Raw genomic sequence first — 17,638 nt, 5'->3', positions numbered from 1 at the left:
ACACTCGATCGAGCACCTCGCCGGGGCGATGGCTCAGGGTTCCACCACTTGCACTACGGGAATCAGCTCGGCGGATGCCGGCGCCTTCTTGTCGCGCTTCTTGCGCTTGTTCTTGTTCACCAGCGGCGGGCACTTGTGCTCGTTGTGGTAGGTCATCTGGCAATCGAGGCAGTAGTGGCACTCGTTGGCATTGATATGGCCGTCGGGATGGATCGCCTGGATCTCGCATTCCTTGGCGCAGAGCTGGCAGGGGCTGCCACACTCCTTGCGGCGCTTGAGCCAGTCGAACAGGCGCAGCTTGGTCGGGATCGCCAGCGCCGCGCCCAGCGGGCAGACGTAACGGCAGTAAACCTTGCGGGTGAAGATGTTGATGACCAGGAGGAACACCGCGTAGGCGACGAACCACCACTGGCGGTCGAACTTGAGGGTGATGGCGGTCTTGAACGGCTCAACCTCGGCGGCCTTCTCGGCCATCATCATCGACTCGAGGGAGATGCCGAACAGCACCAGCAAGACGATGTACTTGATGGCCCAGAGCCGCTCGTGCACCGCGAAGGGCAGCTCGTACTGCGGGATCTTCAGCTTGCGTGCGGCTTCGTTGATCAGCTCCTGCAGCGCGCCGAACGGACACAGCCAGCCGCAGAACACACCGCGGCCCCAGAGCAGGATGGTGGCGGCGGTGAAGGTCCAGATGATGAAGATCACCGGGTCGGAGAGGAACAGCTCCCAGCGGAAGTCCTGGAACAGCGCGTGGACGAAGGTCAGCACGTTGACCACCGACAGCTGCCCCAGCGCATACCAGCCGATGAACACCACGGTGAACACCAGGTAGCTGCGGCGCAGCCAGTGCAGGAAGCGCGGCCGTTGGGTGAAGGTGTCCTGCAGAAAGAGGATCACCGTGAGCAGGCCGAGGGCGGCGAGGATGACGCCGATCTGGAAGCTCTTCTGGTACCAGATGTTGACCCACATCGGCCGGTTGGCTTCCTCGATGGCAGCCAGTTCCTCGGCGGTGGGCTGCGGCCGCTCGATGTAGCCCTCGAGCATCTGGTAGGGCAGTTCGAAGCTGGTGAACACGCCGCTCACCGGGCCGGTCTGGCGGCGCACCAGCAACTCCAGCACCCAGGGCGAGCCCGGATCGAAGCGGGCAGCCTCACGGACGATGAAGATCGCCATCTCGCTGAAGCGCGGCGCGCCGTCGAGGTAGATGTCGTTCAGGCGTTGGAAGTCGAGGTCGCGGAAGCTGATGATGTCGCCGAACTGGCGCAGCTGGACCCGATCGAAAATGCCGCCGCGCACGTAGCCCGACCCCTTGAACGAATACTCGCCGCTGCCCAGCACGGCGATGGCGTGCTCGCCCGGCTTGAGCTCTTCCATCAGGAAGCGGTACTGATTGTCGCCCAGCAGGTTGCGGCCGATGGTCGGCGGGTTCAGGTCCGCGGCGTAGAGGTCGATGAAGGTCTCGTCGGCGGTCTGTGCGGTGGCCTCGTCGATGCCTTCGGCCTCGGTGCCCTTGAAGGCTTCGTCGATCTGCCCGCGAGTCAGGTGCAGGCGCCGGATCGCGCCACTGCCGGTCAGCTCGGTCCAGTTGGCCGGCTGGTAGACGTCCTGCCGCACGCTGGCGATCTTCGGCCGCGCGTTGCCGGCCCCCTCGATCAGGCCCAGCGAGACGGCCACCTCATGGGCGGCGCGCATGACGATCTCGTTGACCACCATCACGGTCACGGTGGCGCCGGTCACGGCATCGATGGTCACCGCGTTGCTGTCGCTGGAGCGACCGACCACCACGCGCTGGTCGGCCCGGATGCCCTGGTACTTGGCGTTGAAGTCGTGCAGTTTCTGTTCGGGAATGCCGATCAGCAGGATCGGCTCATGGTGCTCCAGCACATAGGCGTCGCGGATCACGCCCTGCGGATCGAGCAGCACCTGCATGTTGATCGGCTTGCCGGAGTAGGCCGGGATCTGAGTGACGTTGATGCTCTGGAACGCATAGCCCAGCACCTCGTCACCCTTGCGCAGGGTACGCACCCGGTAGTCACCTTCGGGCTCGGAGACGCTCTGGACATCGGGGAAGAACTGCTCGATGCGCTGTCGCTCGACCTCGTAATCCTTGGCCTGCAGCGGCAGAACGCCAAAGACCAGACTTAGAAGAACGACAAGCCCCTTGACCCAGGTACCCAAGGCACCGGCCAAGGACGGGAACTCGCGGGGAGCCATCACTTCACCTGCTTCCATGTAAACGTGGCTCGCATGGTAGGTGAGCGGTCGCGCGACTCCCCTTGACTGCAATCAAGGACGTCCTGAGGCGCCGGTTTGGCTGTTCCTTCGTTGTCCCATGTCAATAAACCATGGCGTTCAACTGGCGGCGGGGCGATGCCGGGCCCAGGTCAGGCCCCGGAAATGCGAGGCTGCGCGGCCAGCGAGCCGCGCAGAATCGGCGGGCCCGCGCGATCGAGCGATCGTGCGGCGGCGCAGGCGTTTCGCTCAGTGTCGGCCGGGCGGGGTCAGGTAGGCCGCGGTCGCGCCGCGGGTGGTCTCGCTGGCCATGATCTCCATCTTCGCGATGCTGCGCAGATGCACCTGATCCGGCCCGTCGGCGAAGCGCAGCGCACGGCCGCCGGTCCACATATCGGCCAGCGGCGTGTCCGGGGTCAGGCCCATGGCGCCGTAGACCTGGATGGCGCGGTCGACGACATTGGTGTGCATGCGTGGCACCAGCGCCTTGATCATGGCGATCTCCTTGCGCGCGGCCTTGGCGCCGACCTCGTCGATCATCCAGGCGGTCTTGAGCACCAACAGGCGCGCCTGTTCGATCTCGATGCGCGACTCGGCGATCCAGTCGGCGACGTTGGAATACTGCTGCAGGTACTTGCCGAACGTCTTGCGTTCCTGGCAACGCTCGACCATCAGCTCCAGGGCCAGCTCGGCCATGCCGATCGAGCGCATGCAGTGGTGGATGCGCCCCGGCCCGAGGCGTGCCTGGGCCATCATGAAGCCGTCGCCTTCCTTGCCGAGCAGATTGCTCGCCGGCACCCGCACGTTGCGCAGCAGCAGTTCGCTATGGCCTTCCGGCGCGATGTGGTTCATCACCGGAATGTTGCGCAGCAGCTCGACGCCGGGCGTGTCGAACGGCACCAGAATCATGCTCTGCTGCTGATGGGTCTCGGCGTCAGGGTCGGTCTTGCCCATGACGATCAGGAGCCTGCAGTTGGGATGCGAGGCGTTGGTGATGAACCACTTGCGTCCGTTGATCACGTAGTCGTCGCCGTCGCGGCGGATCAGCGTCTGGATGTTGGTGGCGTCGGAAGACGGCACGTCCGGCTCGGTCATGGCGAAGGCCGAGCGGATCTCGCCGTTCAGCAGCGGCTCGAGCCAGCGCTGGCGCTGCTCGGGCGTGGCGAACAGGTGCAGCAGCTCCATGTTGCCGGTGTCCGGCGCGTTGCAGTTGAACACTTCGGAAGCCCAGTGCACGCGCCCCATGATCTCCGCCAGCGGCGCGTACTCCAGGTTGCTCAGCCCGTTACCCGGCTCGTCTTCGCCAAGCGATGGCAGGAACAGGTTCCACAGTCCCTCCTCCCGCGCCAGCGCCTTCAGGTCCTCCATGAACGACACGGGGTACTGGCCGGCAGCGACTTCCGCGTGCCAGGCGCCGATGCGCGGCACGATGTGGTCGTCCATGAAGGCCTGCAGCTGCTGCCGCAGGGCCTCCACACGCGGGCTGTAGGCGAAGTTCATGGCAGACCTCTGCTGACTGGAATGGATGCAGCCACCTTAGTCGCCGATACGGCGAACGCAACGAGACTGCAGCCACTGAATCGGCCCCGATAAGCACCACGAAAAGCGCCGGCAAACTTGACCGGAATCATCACTCCGCGCGGCGGACCTGCTAAGGCGCCGGACGGATGAAAGCGGGCGTCGACTACCAGTGCAGGTAGAACATGCCCTTGGCCAGCAGCACGATGCCGATCATCTGCAGGAAGATCGCCCAGTGCAGCGTCCGGTAGCGCGCCGGCGTCATCCGCCCCTTGCGCAGCAGCACGGCCACCAGGCCGAAGGTGAGAAACACGCCGACCGCCAGCACGATCTTCAGCGTCAGTTGTGTGGCGAAGCTGCTGGCGAACGGATTGGCCAGTGCCTGGCGGTGATACCAGGCCAGGCCGATACCGGCGCCGTAGACGAACAGCACCACCCAGTGCAGCACCACCCGCGAGCGCGCACCTACGGCGCGCGCCACCAGCGGCATGGTCTGCTCGCCGATCTGCTGACGGATACGGCCGAGGATCATCACCTCGAAGAACAGCGTGCCGATGAAAAAGATCGCGGCCAGCAGATGCACCACATGCAGAACGGAATAACTCATCAGTGCCTCCTCGATGACGGTCAGCCGCGATCATCCCCCATCCGACGGCCGGCGGACCAGCCGCCGTGCATCAGCGGGTCGACGCGGTGACCCGCGCGCCATCGCGCTCGATGTGCTGACCCTGCAGAAAGCGGTCATCCGAAGTGCGGATGCGGGCGATGCTGCCATCCTCGCGCTTGACCACATACAGCGTCTGCTCCAGCCCGGCGGCCTGCTGCGTGCCCTGCCCCATCAGATACCCGACCCCGCCACCGATCAGCGCCCCGATTGGGCCGCCCGCTGCGGCCCCGATCATGAAGCCGCTGAGCCCACCGAAGCCGCCACCGACGGCGCGGTCCTTGTGCACTTCCAGAATCTCGTCCGCACTGGCCAGTCCGCTTGCCAGGATTGCCGCTGCCGCCACCAGAACCTTTGCGCTTTTCATGTAATGCTCCTGTCGTGATTGATTTGCCGCCAAGGCTTCACTTCAGAAAGCGTGCCGCTTTTTACTCCTTTTAAATCATAAAGATATGCATTAGATGGTTGTCAAAACCCAATCGCATAGGGTCTTATTTACCCTTTTACCAGTAAAATAAACCACACCTCAGCTAACGAACGGTCTAGGCTGGATTACCGATAACGAGGGAGGTCTGGTGATAATTCAGTGCAAACGCGCCTATGCACCCGCCGAGGTCACGGACGGCCGCCGGATACTGGTCGACCGGCTATGGCCGCGGGGCTGCGATCGTCAAGGGTTGGCGCTAGAAGCCTGGCTGGCGGATCTGGCGCCATCGACCGAGCTGCGCAGGGCGTTCAAGAACGGCACGCTGAACTTCGCCGAGTTCCGCCGGCGCTACCGCAGCGAGCTGGCGGCGCATCCGGAGCACTGGTGGCCACTGCTGGAGATGGCCGAAGGGGGCACCCTGACGCTGGTCTACGCGGCTCGGGATGAGCACCAGAACAACGCACGGGTACTGGCCGAATGGCTGGAGCAGGAGGGTGAGCGGCTGAACCGCCCGAGCTCGCCGGCCTGCATGGCCGGCGAACTCGATCGCGGCCTCAGCGGCGACGATTGACCGTCATCGCGGCGCGAATCAGGTCCGCACCGATTTCGGCCTCGTAGGTTTTCCATACCGGCAGCATCTGCTCGCGCCAGGCCTGGCGTTCTTCCGGCGTGAGGGTGATCAGCTGGCTGCTGCCGCTGGCCAGGATGCGATCGCGGTCGCGCCGATTGACTGCCGCAGCCTCACGATTCACCGCCTGGGTGACCTCGAGAATGATGCCCTCCAGCTCCGAACGCACGGCGAACGGCATGCTCAGCCAGAATTCGTTGTTGGTGATCAGCATGTAGTCGAGCACACCGTGGTTGGTTTCGGTGATGTACGGCTGAACGCTGTGCATGTTCTGGCTGAGGATGTTCGACCAGGGGTTCTCGGCCCCCTGCACCACGCCGCCCTTGAGCGACTCGTAGACCTTGGCGAACGGCAGCACCACCGACTTGGCACCGACCGCCGCGAACTGCGCCTCAAGCACCGGCGAGGGCTGGATACGGAAGGCCAGACCCGCCGCATCGCTCGGCTTGCGCAGCGGCGCCGTGGCTGAGAGCTGCTTCAGGCCGTTGTTCCAGTAGGCCAGGCCGTAGACGCCGTGATCGGCCATGGAGCGCAGCAGCTGGCGCGCGGCCTCGCGCTTCTGGAAACGCTGCAGCGCCTCGGCGTCATCGAACAGGAACGGCAGATCGAACACTTGCAGTTTCTTGGTGTAGGGCGCGAACTTCGACATCGACGGCGCCAGCAGCTGCACCTTGTTGTCGAACAGCGCCTGCATCTCGTCGGCGTCGCCCACCAGCGTCGAGTTCGGATAGACCTCGACCTTCACCTTGCCGGCCATACGCTCCTCGACCAGCTGCTTGAGCAACAACGCCCCCTTGCCCTTGGGGGTGTCGTCCGCCACCACGTGGGCGAACTTAATGACGATCGGCCCGCCTTCGGCAGCCATTACGGGAGCACTCAACCAATACAGGGCTGCGACCAGCGCAGCGACACAAGACTTGTACATCCAACCCCCAATGGGAAAAGCCCGAAGGCGCCTCGTGAGCACCGTCCGAGTGGTTAGTCGATATGGATTGAAAAGGCCCGCTGACGCGCAACGCCAAGGGTCTTTTGCTGAGGTGGCCCGATCGACACGCGTGCCGCGGTCGTCGCTGGCCTTTCTTGGAATGCCGCTGCGGTGAATGCGGCGCGAGAGCCATCCGCAGCTATACGAAAGTCTTAGGGAACGCCGCAGATGGCACAAGGCCAGAAAGTGCGACCAGCTCTCAAAATGGCGTTTTGCTGGCGCATGAAAGCCCGGCGACGAGCCTGATCAGGCTCATCGCAGCGCTCTGGGCTGGGCGGCTCCGGCCGGTGAACCGGAGCCGTGGAGCTCAGCGGCGGTTGACGGTCAGCGCGGCGCGCATGATGTCCGCGCCGATCTGGCTTTCGAACGACTTCCACACCGGCTGCATCTTCGTGCGCCAGGCCTGGCGCTGTTCCGGCGTCAGGGTGACCAGCGTGGCACTGCCGCTGGCGATCAGTTGTTCGCGTTCGCGCTGGTTGATCGCCGCCGCCTCGGCGTTCACCGTCTGGGTGACTTCAAGAACGATGTTCTCCAGCTCCGAGCGCAGCGCGAAGGGAATGCTGGTCCAGAACTCGGAGTTGGCCACCAGCATGTAGTTGAGCACCCCGTGATTGGTCTCGGTAACGTAGCTCGGCTTGCCGGCGGCGCTCTGCCCGCGCAGGTTCGACCAGGGCCCTTCGGTTCCCTGCACCGTGCCGCTCTGCATGGCCTTGGACACCTCGGAGAACGGCAGGCGCACGGCCTTGGCGTCGACCGCGGCGAACTGCGCCTCGAGCACTGGCGAGGGCTGGATACGGAAGGCCAGACCCGCGGCATCGGCCGGGTTGCGCAGCGGCTGGCTGGCGGTCATCTGCTTCAGGCCGTTGTTCCAGTAGGCCAGGCCGTAGATGCCGCGCCCGGCCATCGAACGCAGCAGCTCACGGCTGGCCTCGCGCTTCTGGAAGCGCGCAACCGCGGCGTCGTCATCGAACAGGAAGGGCAGGTCGAATACCTCCAGCTTCGGCGAATACTCGATGAGCTTGGAGAGCGATGGCGCCAGCATCTGCACCTTGTTGTCCAGCAGCGCCTGCATTTCGTCGGCATCGCCGACCAGCGTCGAGTTCGGGTACACCTCGACATCCACCTGACCGGCCAGGCGCTGGCGCACCAGCTTCTGGAAAAGCAGTGCGCCCTTGCCCTTGGGCGTGTCGTCCGCCACCACATGGGCGAACTTGATGACGATGGGCTCGGCGGCTTTCGCGGCCATTGGCGAAAGCATGAGCAACAGCGCCGCACAGGGCGCAACAACCAGAGACTTGAACACGATCTACCCCCACGGGAAATAAGCCCGACACGGCGCCTCGTGAGCACCGTTCGAGTGGTGTTTGCAATTCGATATGGTTCAGCCGGCGCCGGGTGTGGCGAGGCTGGGGTACAGCGAGGGGACCAGTGCACCGCGAGCGGAGCCGCAGGCTGGTCTTTATTGGAATGGCGGTGACCGATCGGTACGGGTTGGACCCGACGGTCACCGAGCCGCGCAGTTTTGGCCATCGACGGCTCTGGCACAAGGGTTGAAGCTCCAACCAGCTCTCAAAACCGCACATTGCATCCATCGGCCGGACCGAACTTTCTCGTCACGCCCCCCTTCTACTGGCAACCACCCGCCACCGGCCAACGCCATGCCCCCCGAGCAAGCGAACCCGCAAACCGCCGTGACCGACTGCCTGATCGTCGGCGGCGGTCCCGCCGGCCTCACCGCCGCGCTGTACCTGGCGCGCTTCCGACGCAGCTGTCTGGTGGTCGATGCCGGCAGCAGCCGCGCCGCGTGGATACCGCGGTCGCGCAACTACCCGGGCTTTCCACCGGGCATCAGCGGCAACGACCTGCTGGCCAGGCTGCGCGAACAGGCCGCTGGCTATGGCGCACGCCTGGAGCACGGCCAGGTCGAGCACATCGAGCCGCATGTCGAGGGCTTCAGCGTGCGTTACGGCGAGCGCAGCTGCATCACCCGGCGGATCATCCTCGCCACCGGCATCGAGGACCGGCTGCCGGACATGCCCGACATCGAGCCGGCCATTCACGCCGGCAAGGTGAGGCTGTGCGCGATCTGCGATGGCTATGAGGTCGATGGCGACAACGTTGCGGTCTACGGCGAAGCGGAAAGCGCCATCACCCACGCGGTGTTCCTGCGCACCTTCACCGACCGGGTCACCGTCGTGGTGCACGGCGACCAGGCGGCATGCGAACAGGCCATCGCCCTGGCCGAGCACTACGCCATCCGCGTGATCGGCGACCGGGTCGAGTCCATGCAGCCCTGCGAGAACGGCATCGACCTGCTGACCTGCCGCGGCGAGCGGCACAATTTCGACATCATCTACCCCAGCCTGGGCGCACGCTTTCGCTCGGAGCTGGCGCTGCAGCTGGGTCTGGACTGCGACGAATGCGGCGGTGTGAAGGTGGACCAGCACCTGCAGACCTCGCTGCGCGGCCTCTATGCCATCGGTGACGTGACCCTGGGCCTGAAGCAGATCAGCGTCGCCATCGGCCAGGCCGCGCAGGCCGCGACCGCAGTGCACAACAGCCTGGAGGCCAACCCCTGGGGCGGCTCGCGCCAGGCCGCGGACCAGCCCGGCGCCGCGACCGCCCGGAACGACAACGAAAGCCTTCCCGATCAACCTTGACGGGCGGCCGAGGGTCTAGGCTTATACAAGCCTCGCCTGGAGCCTCCCAATGTCCCTCAGTGTCTTCGACCTGTTCAAGATCGGTATCGGCCCGTCCAGTTCGCACACGGTGGGCCCGATGCGCGCCGCCCTGCGCTTTGCCGAAGGCCTGCGCCGTGACGAGCAGCTGGCAGCGACCCGCACCATCAAGGTCGAGCTGTACGGCTCGCTCGGCGCTACCGGCAAGGGCCACGGCAGCGACAAGGCCGTGCTGCTCGGGCTGGAGGGCGAACATCCCGAATCGGTGGATACCGACAGCATCCCGGCGCGCCTGGCGACGATCCGCGAGCGTGGCGAACTGCGCCTGCTCGGCGAGTACCCGATCCCGTTCGACAGCCGGGCGCAGCTGGCCTTCATCCGCCGGCCGCTGCCCTTCCACCCCAACGGTCTGATCTTCCGCGCCTTCGACGCCGCCGGCCTGCAGCTCTGTAGCCGCGAGTACTACTCGGTGGGAGGCGGATTCGTGGTCGACGAGCAGGCCGCCGGCAGTGATCGCATCGTCGAGGACGCCACCGCGCTGGCCTACCCCTTTCGCAGCGCCGCCGAGCTGCTCGATCACTGCGCTGCCCATGGGCTGTCCATCAGCCAGCTGATGCTCGCCAACGAGGCCGCCTGGCGGCCGGAAGCAGAGACCCGCAGTGGCCTGCTGCGCATCTGGCAGGTCATGCAGGACTGCGTCGAGGCCGGCTGCCGTACCGAAGGCGTGATGCCCGGCGGCCTCAAGGTGCGTCGCCGCGCGGCGGGCCTGTATCGCCAGCTCAGCGAACACCCCGAGGCCAACCTGCGCGATGCGCTCAACGTGCTCGACTGGGTCGATCTCTATGCGCTGGCGGTCAACGAGGAAAACGCCAGCGGCGGGCGCGTGGTCACGGCGCCCACCAATGGCGCGGCGGGCATCATTCCGGCGCTGCTGCATTACTACATGCGCTTCGTCCCGGGTGCGGACGAGGACGGCGTGGTGCGCTTCCTGCTCACCGCCGCCGCCATCGGCATCCTCTACAAGGAGAACGCTTCGATTTCCGGCGCCGAGGTGGGCTGCCAGGGCGAGGTAGGCGTGGCCTGTTCGATGGCTGCCGGCGCCCTGTGCGAAGTGCTCGGCGGCACGCCACAACAGGTCGAGAACGCCGCCGAAATCGGCATGGAACACAACCTCGGGCTGACCTGCGACCCGGTCGGCGGGCTGGTGCAGGTGCCCTGCATCGAGCGCAACGCCATGGGCGCGGTGAAGGCGATCAACGCCGCGCGCATGGCCTTGCGCGGCGATGGCCGACACTTCATCTCGCTGGACAAGGTGATCCGCACCATGCGCCAGACCGGCGCCGACATGAAGAGCAAGTACAAGGAAACCGCCCGCGGCGGTCTGGCGGTGAACATCATCGAGTGCTGAGGACATGGGCCGCGCCACGCGAGCCGGCCGCACAGTAATCGCGTGCGCAAAGCCGTATCATCCGTTCGGCAGCACTGCTCGGCAGCGATGGACTCCCTGCTTCGTTCTGCTGTCTGCCCTTTAATGCCCGGAAGTCCCAATGCACCCGAGGATTCGATGAGTACCAGCCCTGAGCCGTCCGTGCCGAAGAACAGCAACCTGACCCGCAGCACGCTGCAGTTTCCGGTGGTCGGTATCGGCGCCTCGGCGGGCGGCCTCAAGGCGCTTATCACGCTGTTCGAAAGCATGCCGGCCGATTGCGGCATGGCCTTCGTGGTGATCATGCACCTCTCGCCCAAACACGAGAGCAAGGCCGACCAGATCCTGCAGAAGGCGACCCGCATGCCGGTGCTGCAGGTCACCCAGCCGACGCCCATCGAGCGTAACCACATCTACGTGATTCCCCCGGCGCTGGACCTGTCGATGAACGACGGCTACCTGCGCCTGACCGAGCCGCAGCGCGAGCGTGGCGTGCAGGTGGCCATCGACCTGTTCTTCCGCACGCTGGCCGACACCCACCACACCCACGCCATCGGCATCGTGCTTTCCGGCAGCGGTGCCGACGGCTCGGTGGGGCTGTCGCGCATCAAGGAACAGGGCGGCATCACCCTGGCGCAGGAACCCGGTGATTCGGAGTTCGAGTCGATGCCGCGCAGCGCCATCGAAACCGGCATGGTCGACATCGTTCTGCCGGTGGCCGACATCGCGCAGAAGCTGGTCGAACTGCGCCGCAACATGCAGACGCTGCTCGAGCAGTTCCGCCCGGTGCCGGCGCCCGAAGACGGCGAGCACCCCGCGGTCGAGCCGGGCGAGATGTACTACATCCAGGCGCAACCCCAGTCCAAGCCCAACGAGCTGGCGCTGCGCGAGATCCTCGCCGCGCTGCGCACCCGCACCGGCCACGATTTCCGCCATTACAAGCTGGCCACGGTGCTGCGCCGCATCGAACGGCGCATGCAGGTCAATGCCCTGCCCGACATGCCCAGCTATGCCCGGTACCTGCAGGGCAACCCGGAGGAAACCCCGGCACTGCTGGCCGACATGCTGATCGGCGTGACCAACTTCTTCCGCGACCGCGAGGCCTTCGAGGCGCTGGAACGCGACATCATCCCCGTGCTGTTCGAGCAGAAGCTCGCCACCGATGACCGCGCTCTGCGGGTCTGGGCCGCGGCCTGCTCCACCGGCGAGGAAGCCTATTCGCTGGCCATGCTGCTCACCGACCAGGCCGCCCACAGCGGGGTCGACATCCAGACCCAGCTGTTCGCCACCGACATCGACGATCGCGCCCTGGAAACCGCGCGCGCCGGCGTCTACCCCGAGGCCATCGTCACCGACGTCACCCCGGCCCGACTGCGCCAGTACTTCGTCAAGGATCAGAACCAGCTGCGCCTGCAGAAGGAGCTGCGCGAGCGAATCCTCTTCGCCCGTCACAACATCCTGCGCGACCCGCCATTCTCGCGGCTCGACCTGATCTCCTGCCGCAACCTGATGATCTACCTGGACCGCGACATCCAGATCGAAGTGCTGCGCATGTTCCACTTCGCCCTCAACCCCGGTGGCTACCTGTTTCTCGGCAGCTCCGAAACCGCCGACGTCTGCAGCCAGCTGTTCACCGCGGTGGACAAGAAGAACCGCATCTACCGCGCCAAGGAAGTGGGCTCCTCGCTGCGCCGCGCGCCCCTCGGCCCGGTGCACGGCTTCACCCTCAGCACGCCGCCGCGCCCGCCGTTCAGCGAGCCGCACCGGCGCCACCGCAAGTTCTCCTTCGCCGACGTGCACCAGCGCGCGCTCGAGCAGTACGCGCCGCCCAGCGTCATCGTCAACCAGGAGGCGGAGATCGTGCACATGTCCGACCGCGCCGGGAACTTCCTGCGCTATGTCGGTGGCGAGCCCTCATTGAACCTGACCACCCTGGTGCATCCCCAGTTGCGCCTCGAACTGCGCACCGCGCTGTACCAGGCCGCCCACACCGGCAAGAGCGTCGAGGCTCGGCGCGTGCGTCTGGAGCGCGACGGCCGCAGCTACTATGTGAACATGGTGGTGCGCCCGTTCCGCGACAACGAGGCAGGCAGCGACTACATGCTGGTGCTGTTCGACGAAGTGGAAGCCTGCATGGACAGCAGCACACTGGAGGATCCGGACACCAAGGACAGCGTGCTGACCCAGCTCGAGGCGGAACTGCAGCACACCAAGGAGCGCCTGCAGATCACCATGGAGCACTCGGAAACCTCCACCGAGGAACTGCGCGCCTCCAACGAGGAGCTGCAGGCGATCAACGAGGAATTGCGCTCGGCCACCGAGGAGCTGGAAACCAGCAAGGAAGAGCTGCAGTCGATCAACGAAGAACTCACCACCGTCAACTACGAGCTCAAGAGCAAGGTCGACGAGACCAGCAAGATCAACGACGACCTGCAGAACCTGATCTCCTCCACCGACATCGCCACGGTCTTCGTCGACCGCAAGATGCGCATCAAGTGGTTCACCCCGCGTGCCAGGGACATCTTCAACGTGATCGGCAACGATGCCGGCCGTTCGCTGTTCGACATCACCCATCGGCTGGACTACCCGCTGCTGGCCAAGGACGCCGCCGAAGCCTTCGAAGAGCTGCACCTGGTCGAGCGCGAGGTGCGCGACCGCGAGGGCCAGCACTGGTACCTGGCGCGCTTCCTGCCCTATCGCACGCTGGACGACCGCATCGAAGGCGCCGTGCTGACCTTCATCGACATCAGCGACCGCCGCCGGGCCGAGGAAGAGCTACGCGCCGGCGAAGCCCACCTCAAGCTGCTGGCGCAGAGCACCAAGGGCTACGCCATCATCACCCTGGACTGTGACGGCCTGATCACCACCTGGAACTGCGGTGCCGAGCTGATCCTGGGTTACCGCGAAACCGAAGTGCTCGGCCAGACGGTGGACATCATCTACACCGAGCAGGATCGCCAGGCCGGTGTTCCGGAAGCCGAACGCCAGCGCGCACTGCAACATGGCCAGGCCACGGACGAGCGCTGGCACGCCCGCCGCGATGGCAGTCGGTGCTTCCTCAGCGGCCTGCTCAATCCACTGGTGGATGGTACGGGCAAGGTCATCGGCTTCGCCAAGATCGCCCGCGACCTCACCGAGGAACGCCAGCGCAGCTCCGAACAGCAGAACGAACTGGAGAGTGTGCAAGCGGCCAACCTGCAGAAGGACCAGTTCTTCGCCGTACTCTCCCACGAGCTGAAGCACCCGTTGAACCTCATCCAGCTCAACACCGACCTGGTCGCCCGCTCTCAGGCGGTGAAGAACAACCCGAGCCTGCACAAGGCGACGCAGTCGATCCAGAACGCGGTGCGCAGCCAGTCGAGGATCATCGACGACCTGATGGATGTCTCGCGCATCCGCACCGGCAAGCTCAAGCTGCACTTCGCCACGCTGCGCTATCAGGACGTGCTGCGCGGCATCGAAGCGGTGTTCGCGCCGCTGGCACAGAGCGAGAACATCAGCTTCGAGAGCTTCAAGCCGGACGCCCCCATCTACATCCAGGCCGACCCGACACGCCTGGACCAGATCATCTGGAACCTGCTGAACAACGCCTGGAAGTTCTCCAAGGGTGGCGAACGCATCTGCATGCAACTCGAGCGCGAGGGCGACCAGGCCCGGCTCGACGTCATCGACACCGGCGAAGGCATCAGCGCCGACTTTCTGCCCAAGGTCTTCGATATGTTTGGCCAGGCCGAGATGCAGCATGCGCAGCGTGCCAAGCACGGGCTGGGCATTGGCCTGGCGCTGGTCAAGCAGCTGGTCGAGGCGCACAACGGGCGCATCGAGGCCTATTCGGAAGGCATCGGCCGCGGCGCGCGCTTCAGCGTCTGGCTGCCGGTGCATCTGCAGACCGAACTCGAACTCAGCGACCTGGCCAATGCCGATGACGCCGGTGGGCTCAGGGGCATCCGCATCCTGCTGGTGGACGACTCGCCGGACATCCTCGAAACCATGTGCGAGCTGCTGCAAAGCGAGGGCGCCGAGGTCACCACTGCCGACGGCGGTGCGCGGGCCATCGAGCTGGCCGAGCAGACGCCGTTCGATGTGATCGTCTCCGACATCGGCATGCCGGAGATCGACGGCCACAAGATGATGGCCATCATCCGCCAGCAGGGCGCCAATCGGGACACCCCGAGCATCGCCCTGACCGGCTACGGCACCTTGCGCGACGTGGAAAAGGCCATGGCCGCGGGCTTCACCCTGCACCTGCGCAAACCCATCGACCTGCAGGCGCTGATCGACGCGGTGAGCCAGGCGGTGCACTGACTGCCACGCTCGGTAGCAGGTTGATGGCTCGCGGACGTTCATGCTCCCGCCGAGCATGAAGCGCTCTGCGCGGCCGCCAGCAGGCCTCAGCCGTCGGCCCTGCCCACGCCATGCTCGCGCAGCTTGTTGGCGATGGTGGTATGCGACACGCCAAGGCGCTTGCCCAGCTGACGGCTGCTCGGAAACTGCTTGTACAGCCCCTCCAGCACGGCCTTCTCGAAGCGCCCGACGATGCTGGCCAGGTCGCCCTCCAGCGAAAAATCACCCAGTGGCTGCGCCGCGCCGTAGCCCGGCAGACGGATGTGCTCGGACTTGATGATGCCGCCCTCGCACAGCGAAACCGCCTGGAACAGGGTGTTCTCCAGCTGCCGCACGTTGCCCGGCCAGTGATAGCCGGCCAGGCGCTCCAGCGCCTGCGGCGAGAGCGTCGGCAGCGCACAGCCGATCTGCCGGCTGGCCTGATCGATGAAGTGCAGCGCCAGCGGCTGCAGTCCGTCCAGACAATCGCGCAGCGGCGGAATGTGCAGCGACAACACGTTGAGCCGGTGATACAGGTCCTGGCGAAATTCACCCTTGGCGCAGAGCTCGGACAGGTCCACCTGGGTCGCGCAGATCACCCGCACATCCAGATAGACCTCTTCGTCGCTGCCGACCCGGCGGAAGCCGCCGTCCTGCAGGAAGCGCAGCAGCTTGGCCTGCAGCCGCGGGCTCATCTCGCCGACGCCATCGAGAAACAGCGTACCGCCTGCGGTCAGCTCCAGCAGGCCGAGCTTGCCTTCCGGCCGCGCGCCCTCGAAGGCGCCGGGGCCGTAGCCGAACAGCTCGGTCTCGGCCATCGACTCCGGCAGGCCGGCGCAGTTGAGCGCCATGAAGGGTGACTGCCCACGCGGGCTCGACAGGTGACAGGCGCGCGCCAGCAGTTCCTTGCCGGTGCCGGTCTCGCCCTCGATCAGCAGCGGCGCATCCAGCGGTGCCATGCGCCGCGCCTCGCGCACCACCGCGGCCATCACTTTCGAGCTCTGGAAGATGCTGTCGAAGCCGCGCAGCTCCTGCTTGCGCACCTGGTAGATGCGTTCACCGACCCGGTCGGCGCGATGCAGGGTCAGCACCGCGCCGGCCAGCGCCTCGCTGTCGTCGTGTTCGGATTGCAGCGGGGCGATGTCGGCGAGGAACACATCGCCCTTGATTTTCACCCGCAGCCCGTTGATCCGCGCCTTGTTGGCGCGCACCAGTTCCGGCAGGTCGAAGTCCTCGGCGTAGCGCGACAGGCTCATGCCCGGGACCTCGTCGACGCGCACGCCGAGCAGCTGCGCAGCGGCACGGTTGGCGGCAACGATGGCACCGCTCATGTCGATGGAGAGGACGGGGAATTCCAGCGCGCCGAGCAGTGCATTGAGTTCCAGGGAATGCCGCTCGCTGGGCATCAGGCTGACCTTGCGCAGCTCGAACACGCCGGGCAGCGCCTCGATCTTCGGCCGTAGCGCCTGCAACTGCAGGTTCATCAGGTTGGGGCAGTGCAGGTAGACGGCATTGCCCTGCTCGCCGCCCACCTCGCCGCGGGCCACGTTGATGCCGTAATCCACCAGCAGGTTGAGCATGTCGCGCAGAATGCCGACGCGGTTCTGGCAGAGAATTTTGATACGCATGGCGGAGCCCTGTTGTCTTGTTGTGGGGCCGGCGCTGCAGTGCAGCGCAAATTATCGTCAAGATTATTTGACAGTTTGCTCGATTGGCAACGCCGCCGATCCAGCTGCCGACCTCTCTGTCATGGATTTCTTACAGCGCAACACCACGCACATGCGACATTGCGCCACAGCGCCTCTCCCCTGCGGCACGCCTTCGCGTTCGAATGAGGGCAACAACAAGATGCCCAAGCGGCCCAGGAGAAGCGATGAAGACCACCCACTACGTAGCCCGCGAACCGGACGCGCAGGGGCATATTCATTACCCCGACGCCGAGCACGCGGTGTGGCAGACGCTGGTCGAGCGTCAGCTGAAACTGCTCGACGGGCGCGCCTGCCAGGAATACCTCGACGGCCTCGACCAGCTCGCCCTGCCCCACGAGCGCATCCCGCAGCTCGGCGAGATCAACCGCGTGCTGGCCGCCACCACGGGATGGCAAGTGGAGCGCGTACCGGCGCTGATCCCCTTCCAACGCTTTTTCGAACTGCTGGCGAGCAAGCGTTTCCCCGTCGCGACCTTTATCCGCACCCCGGAAGAGCTGGACTACCTGCAGGAGCCGGACATCTTCCACGAGATCTTCGGTCACTGCCCGCTGCTGACCAACCCCTGGTTCGCCGAATTCACCCACACCTACGGCCAGCTCGGCCTCGAGGCCAGCAAGGAGGAGCGGGTGTTCCTCGCCCGCCTGTACTGGATGACCGTCGAGTTCGGCCTGGTGGATACGCCCGCCGGCCGGCGCATCTATGGCGGCGGCATCCTTTCCTCGCCGAAGGAAACGCTCTACAGCCTGTCCGCCGAACCCGAGCACCAGCCGTTCGACCCGCTGGAGGCGATGCGCACGCCCTATCGCATCGACATCCTGCAGCCGCTGTACTTCGTCCTGCCGGACCTCAAGCAGCTGTTCGACCTCGCCCAGCAGGACATCATGGCGATGGTGCGCGAGGCCATGCGCATGGGCCTGCACCAGCCGAAGTTTCCGCCGAAGGCGGCATGATTCGGCCCTGTGCGGCGCTCGTGGTGGGCTGAGGCTCACCACGGCCGTCATCCGTTCGACAGGGTGGGCGTCAGCCCGCCCTCTTGCCTAAGCTTCAA

At 65.6% G+C, this 17,638-nt stretch carries 12 protein-coding genes; 5 read left to right on the top strand and 7 right to left on the bottom strand.

The window, feature by feature from the left end:
* Window positions 1–33: 33 nt before the first annotated feature.
* From nosR to ACVRRC_RS19945, 4 genes are all read right to left on the bottom strand, one after another.
* A complete protein-coding gene (gene nosR, locus ACVRRC_RS19960) occupies window positions 34–2,214 on the bottom strand; it encodes a transcriptional regulator NosR (RefSeq protein ID WP_472997408.1) in 2,181 nt (726 codons plus the stop codon).
* Window positions 2,215–2,481: 267 nt separating this feature from the next.
* The gene (locus tag ACVRRC_RS19955; RefSeq protein ID WP_472997407.1) at window positions 2,482–3,732 is read right to left on the bottom strand and encodes an acyl-CoA dehydrogenase family protein; all 1,251 of its coding nucleotides are present in this window, start codon (window positions 3,730–3,732) and stop codon (window positions 2,482–2,484) included.
* 184 nt (window positions 3,733–3,916) lie between these two features.
* A complete protein-coding gene (locus tag ACVRRC_RS19950) occupies window positions 3,917–4,357 on the bottom strand; it encodes a CopD family copper resistance protein (protein ID WP_472997406.1) in 441 nt (146 codons plus the stop codon).
* A gap of 70 nt (window positions 4,358–4,427) precedes the next feature.
* Window positions 4,428–4,781 (bottom strand): hypothetical protein, encoded by a 354-nt coding sequence (locus tag ACVRRC_RS19945; RefSeq protein ID WP_013984002.1) that lies wholly within the window; start codon window positions 4,779–4,781, stop codon window positions 4,428–4,430.
* A 211-nt stretch (window positions 4,782–4,992) separates the two neighbouring features.
* On the opposite strand from ACVRRC_RS19945, the gene ACVRRC_RS19940 reads away from it, so the two are divergent.
* Window positions 4,993–5,412, top strand: a complete 420-nt coding sequence (locus ACVRRC_RS19940) for a DUF488 domain-containing protein (protein WP_472997457.1) — start codon at window positions 4,993–4,995, stop codon at window positions 5,410–5,412.
* Here the strand turns inward: ACVRRC_RS19940 and ACVRRC_RS19935 are convergent.
* Window positions 5,396–6,394 carry a TRAP transporter substrate-binding protein gene (locus tag ACVRRC_RS19935; protein WP_011914579.1) on the bottom strand — a complete coding sequence of 333 codons (999 nt, stop codon included), beginning with the start codon at window positions 6,392–6,394 and terminating at the stop codon, window positions 5,396–5,398. The two genes, ACVRRC_RS19940 and ACVRRC_RS19935, sit on opposite strands and share 17 nt — an antisense overlap.
* Before the next feature lie 367 nt (window positions 6,395–6,761).
* A complete protein-coding gene (locus ACVRRC_RS19930; RefSeq protein WP_017244448.1) occupies window positions 6,762–7,700 on the bottom strand; it encodes a TRAP transporter substrate-binding protein in 939 nt (312 codons plus the stop codon).
* Window positions 7,701–8,112: 412 nt separating this feature from the next.
* Between ACVRRC_RS19930 and ACVRRC_RS19925 the strand changes: the two genes are divergently transcribed.
* From ACVRRC_RS19925 to ACVRRC_RS19915, 3 genes are all read left to right on the top strand, one after another.
* Entirely contained in the window at window positions 8,113–9,114 is a 1,002-nt protein-coding gene (locus ACVRRC_RS19925; protein WP_017244449.1) for an NAD(P)/FAD-dependent oxidoreductase, read from the top strand.
* 49 nt (window positions 9,115–9,163) lie between these two features.
* Entirely contained in the window at window positions 9,164–10,540 is a 1,377-nt protein-coding gene (locus tag ACVRRC_RS19920; protein ID WP_472997405.1) for an L-serine ammonia-lyase, read from the top strand.
* 156 nt (window positions 10,541–10,696) lie between these two features.
* Window positions 10,697–14,863 carry a CheR family methyltransferase gene (locus ACVRRC_RS19915; RefSeq protein ID WP_472997404.1) on the top strand — a complete coding sequence of 1,389 codons (4,167 nt, stop codon included), beginning with the start codon at window positions 10,697–10,699 and terminating at the stop codon, window positions 14,861–14,863.
* A gap of 86 nt (window positions 14,864–14,949) precedes the next feature.
* Here ACVRRC_RS19915 and ACVRRC_RS19910 read toward each other — a convergent pair whose 3' ends face one another.
* Entirely contained in the window at window positions 14,950–16,509 is a 1,560-nt protein-coding gene (locus ACVRRC_RS19910; RefSeq protein WP_011914584.1) for a sigma-54-dependent phenylalanine hydroxylase transcriptional regulator PhhR, read from the bottom strand.
* Window positions 16,510–16,754: 245 nt separating this feature from the next.
* On the opposite strand from ACVRRC_RS19910, the gene phhA reads away from it, so the two are divergent.
* Window positions 16,755–17,540, top strand: a complete 786-nt coding sequence (gene phhA, locus ACVRRC_RS19905; protein ID WP_013984010.1) for a phenylalanine 4-monooxygenase — start codon at window positions 16,755–16,757, stop codon at window positions 17,538–17,540.
* Window positions 17,541–17,638 lie beyond the last annotated feature (98 nt).

It is taken from the genome of Stutzerimonas sp. LR2, from assembly GCF_055755175.1.
Note: the sequence above shows the minus strand (reverse complement) of the source record. Positions and strands in the feature narration are given on the sequence as shown.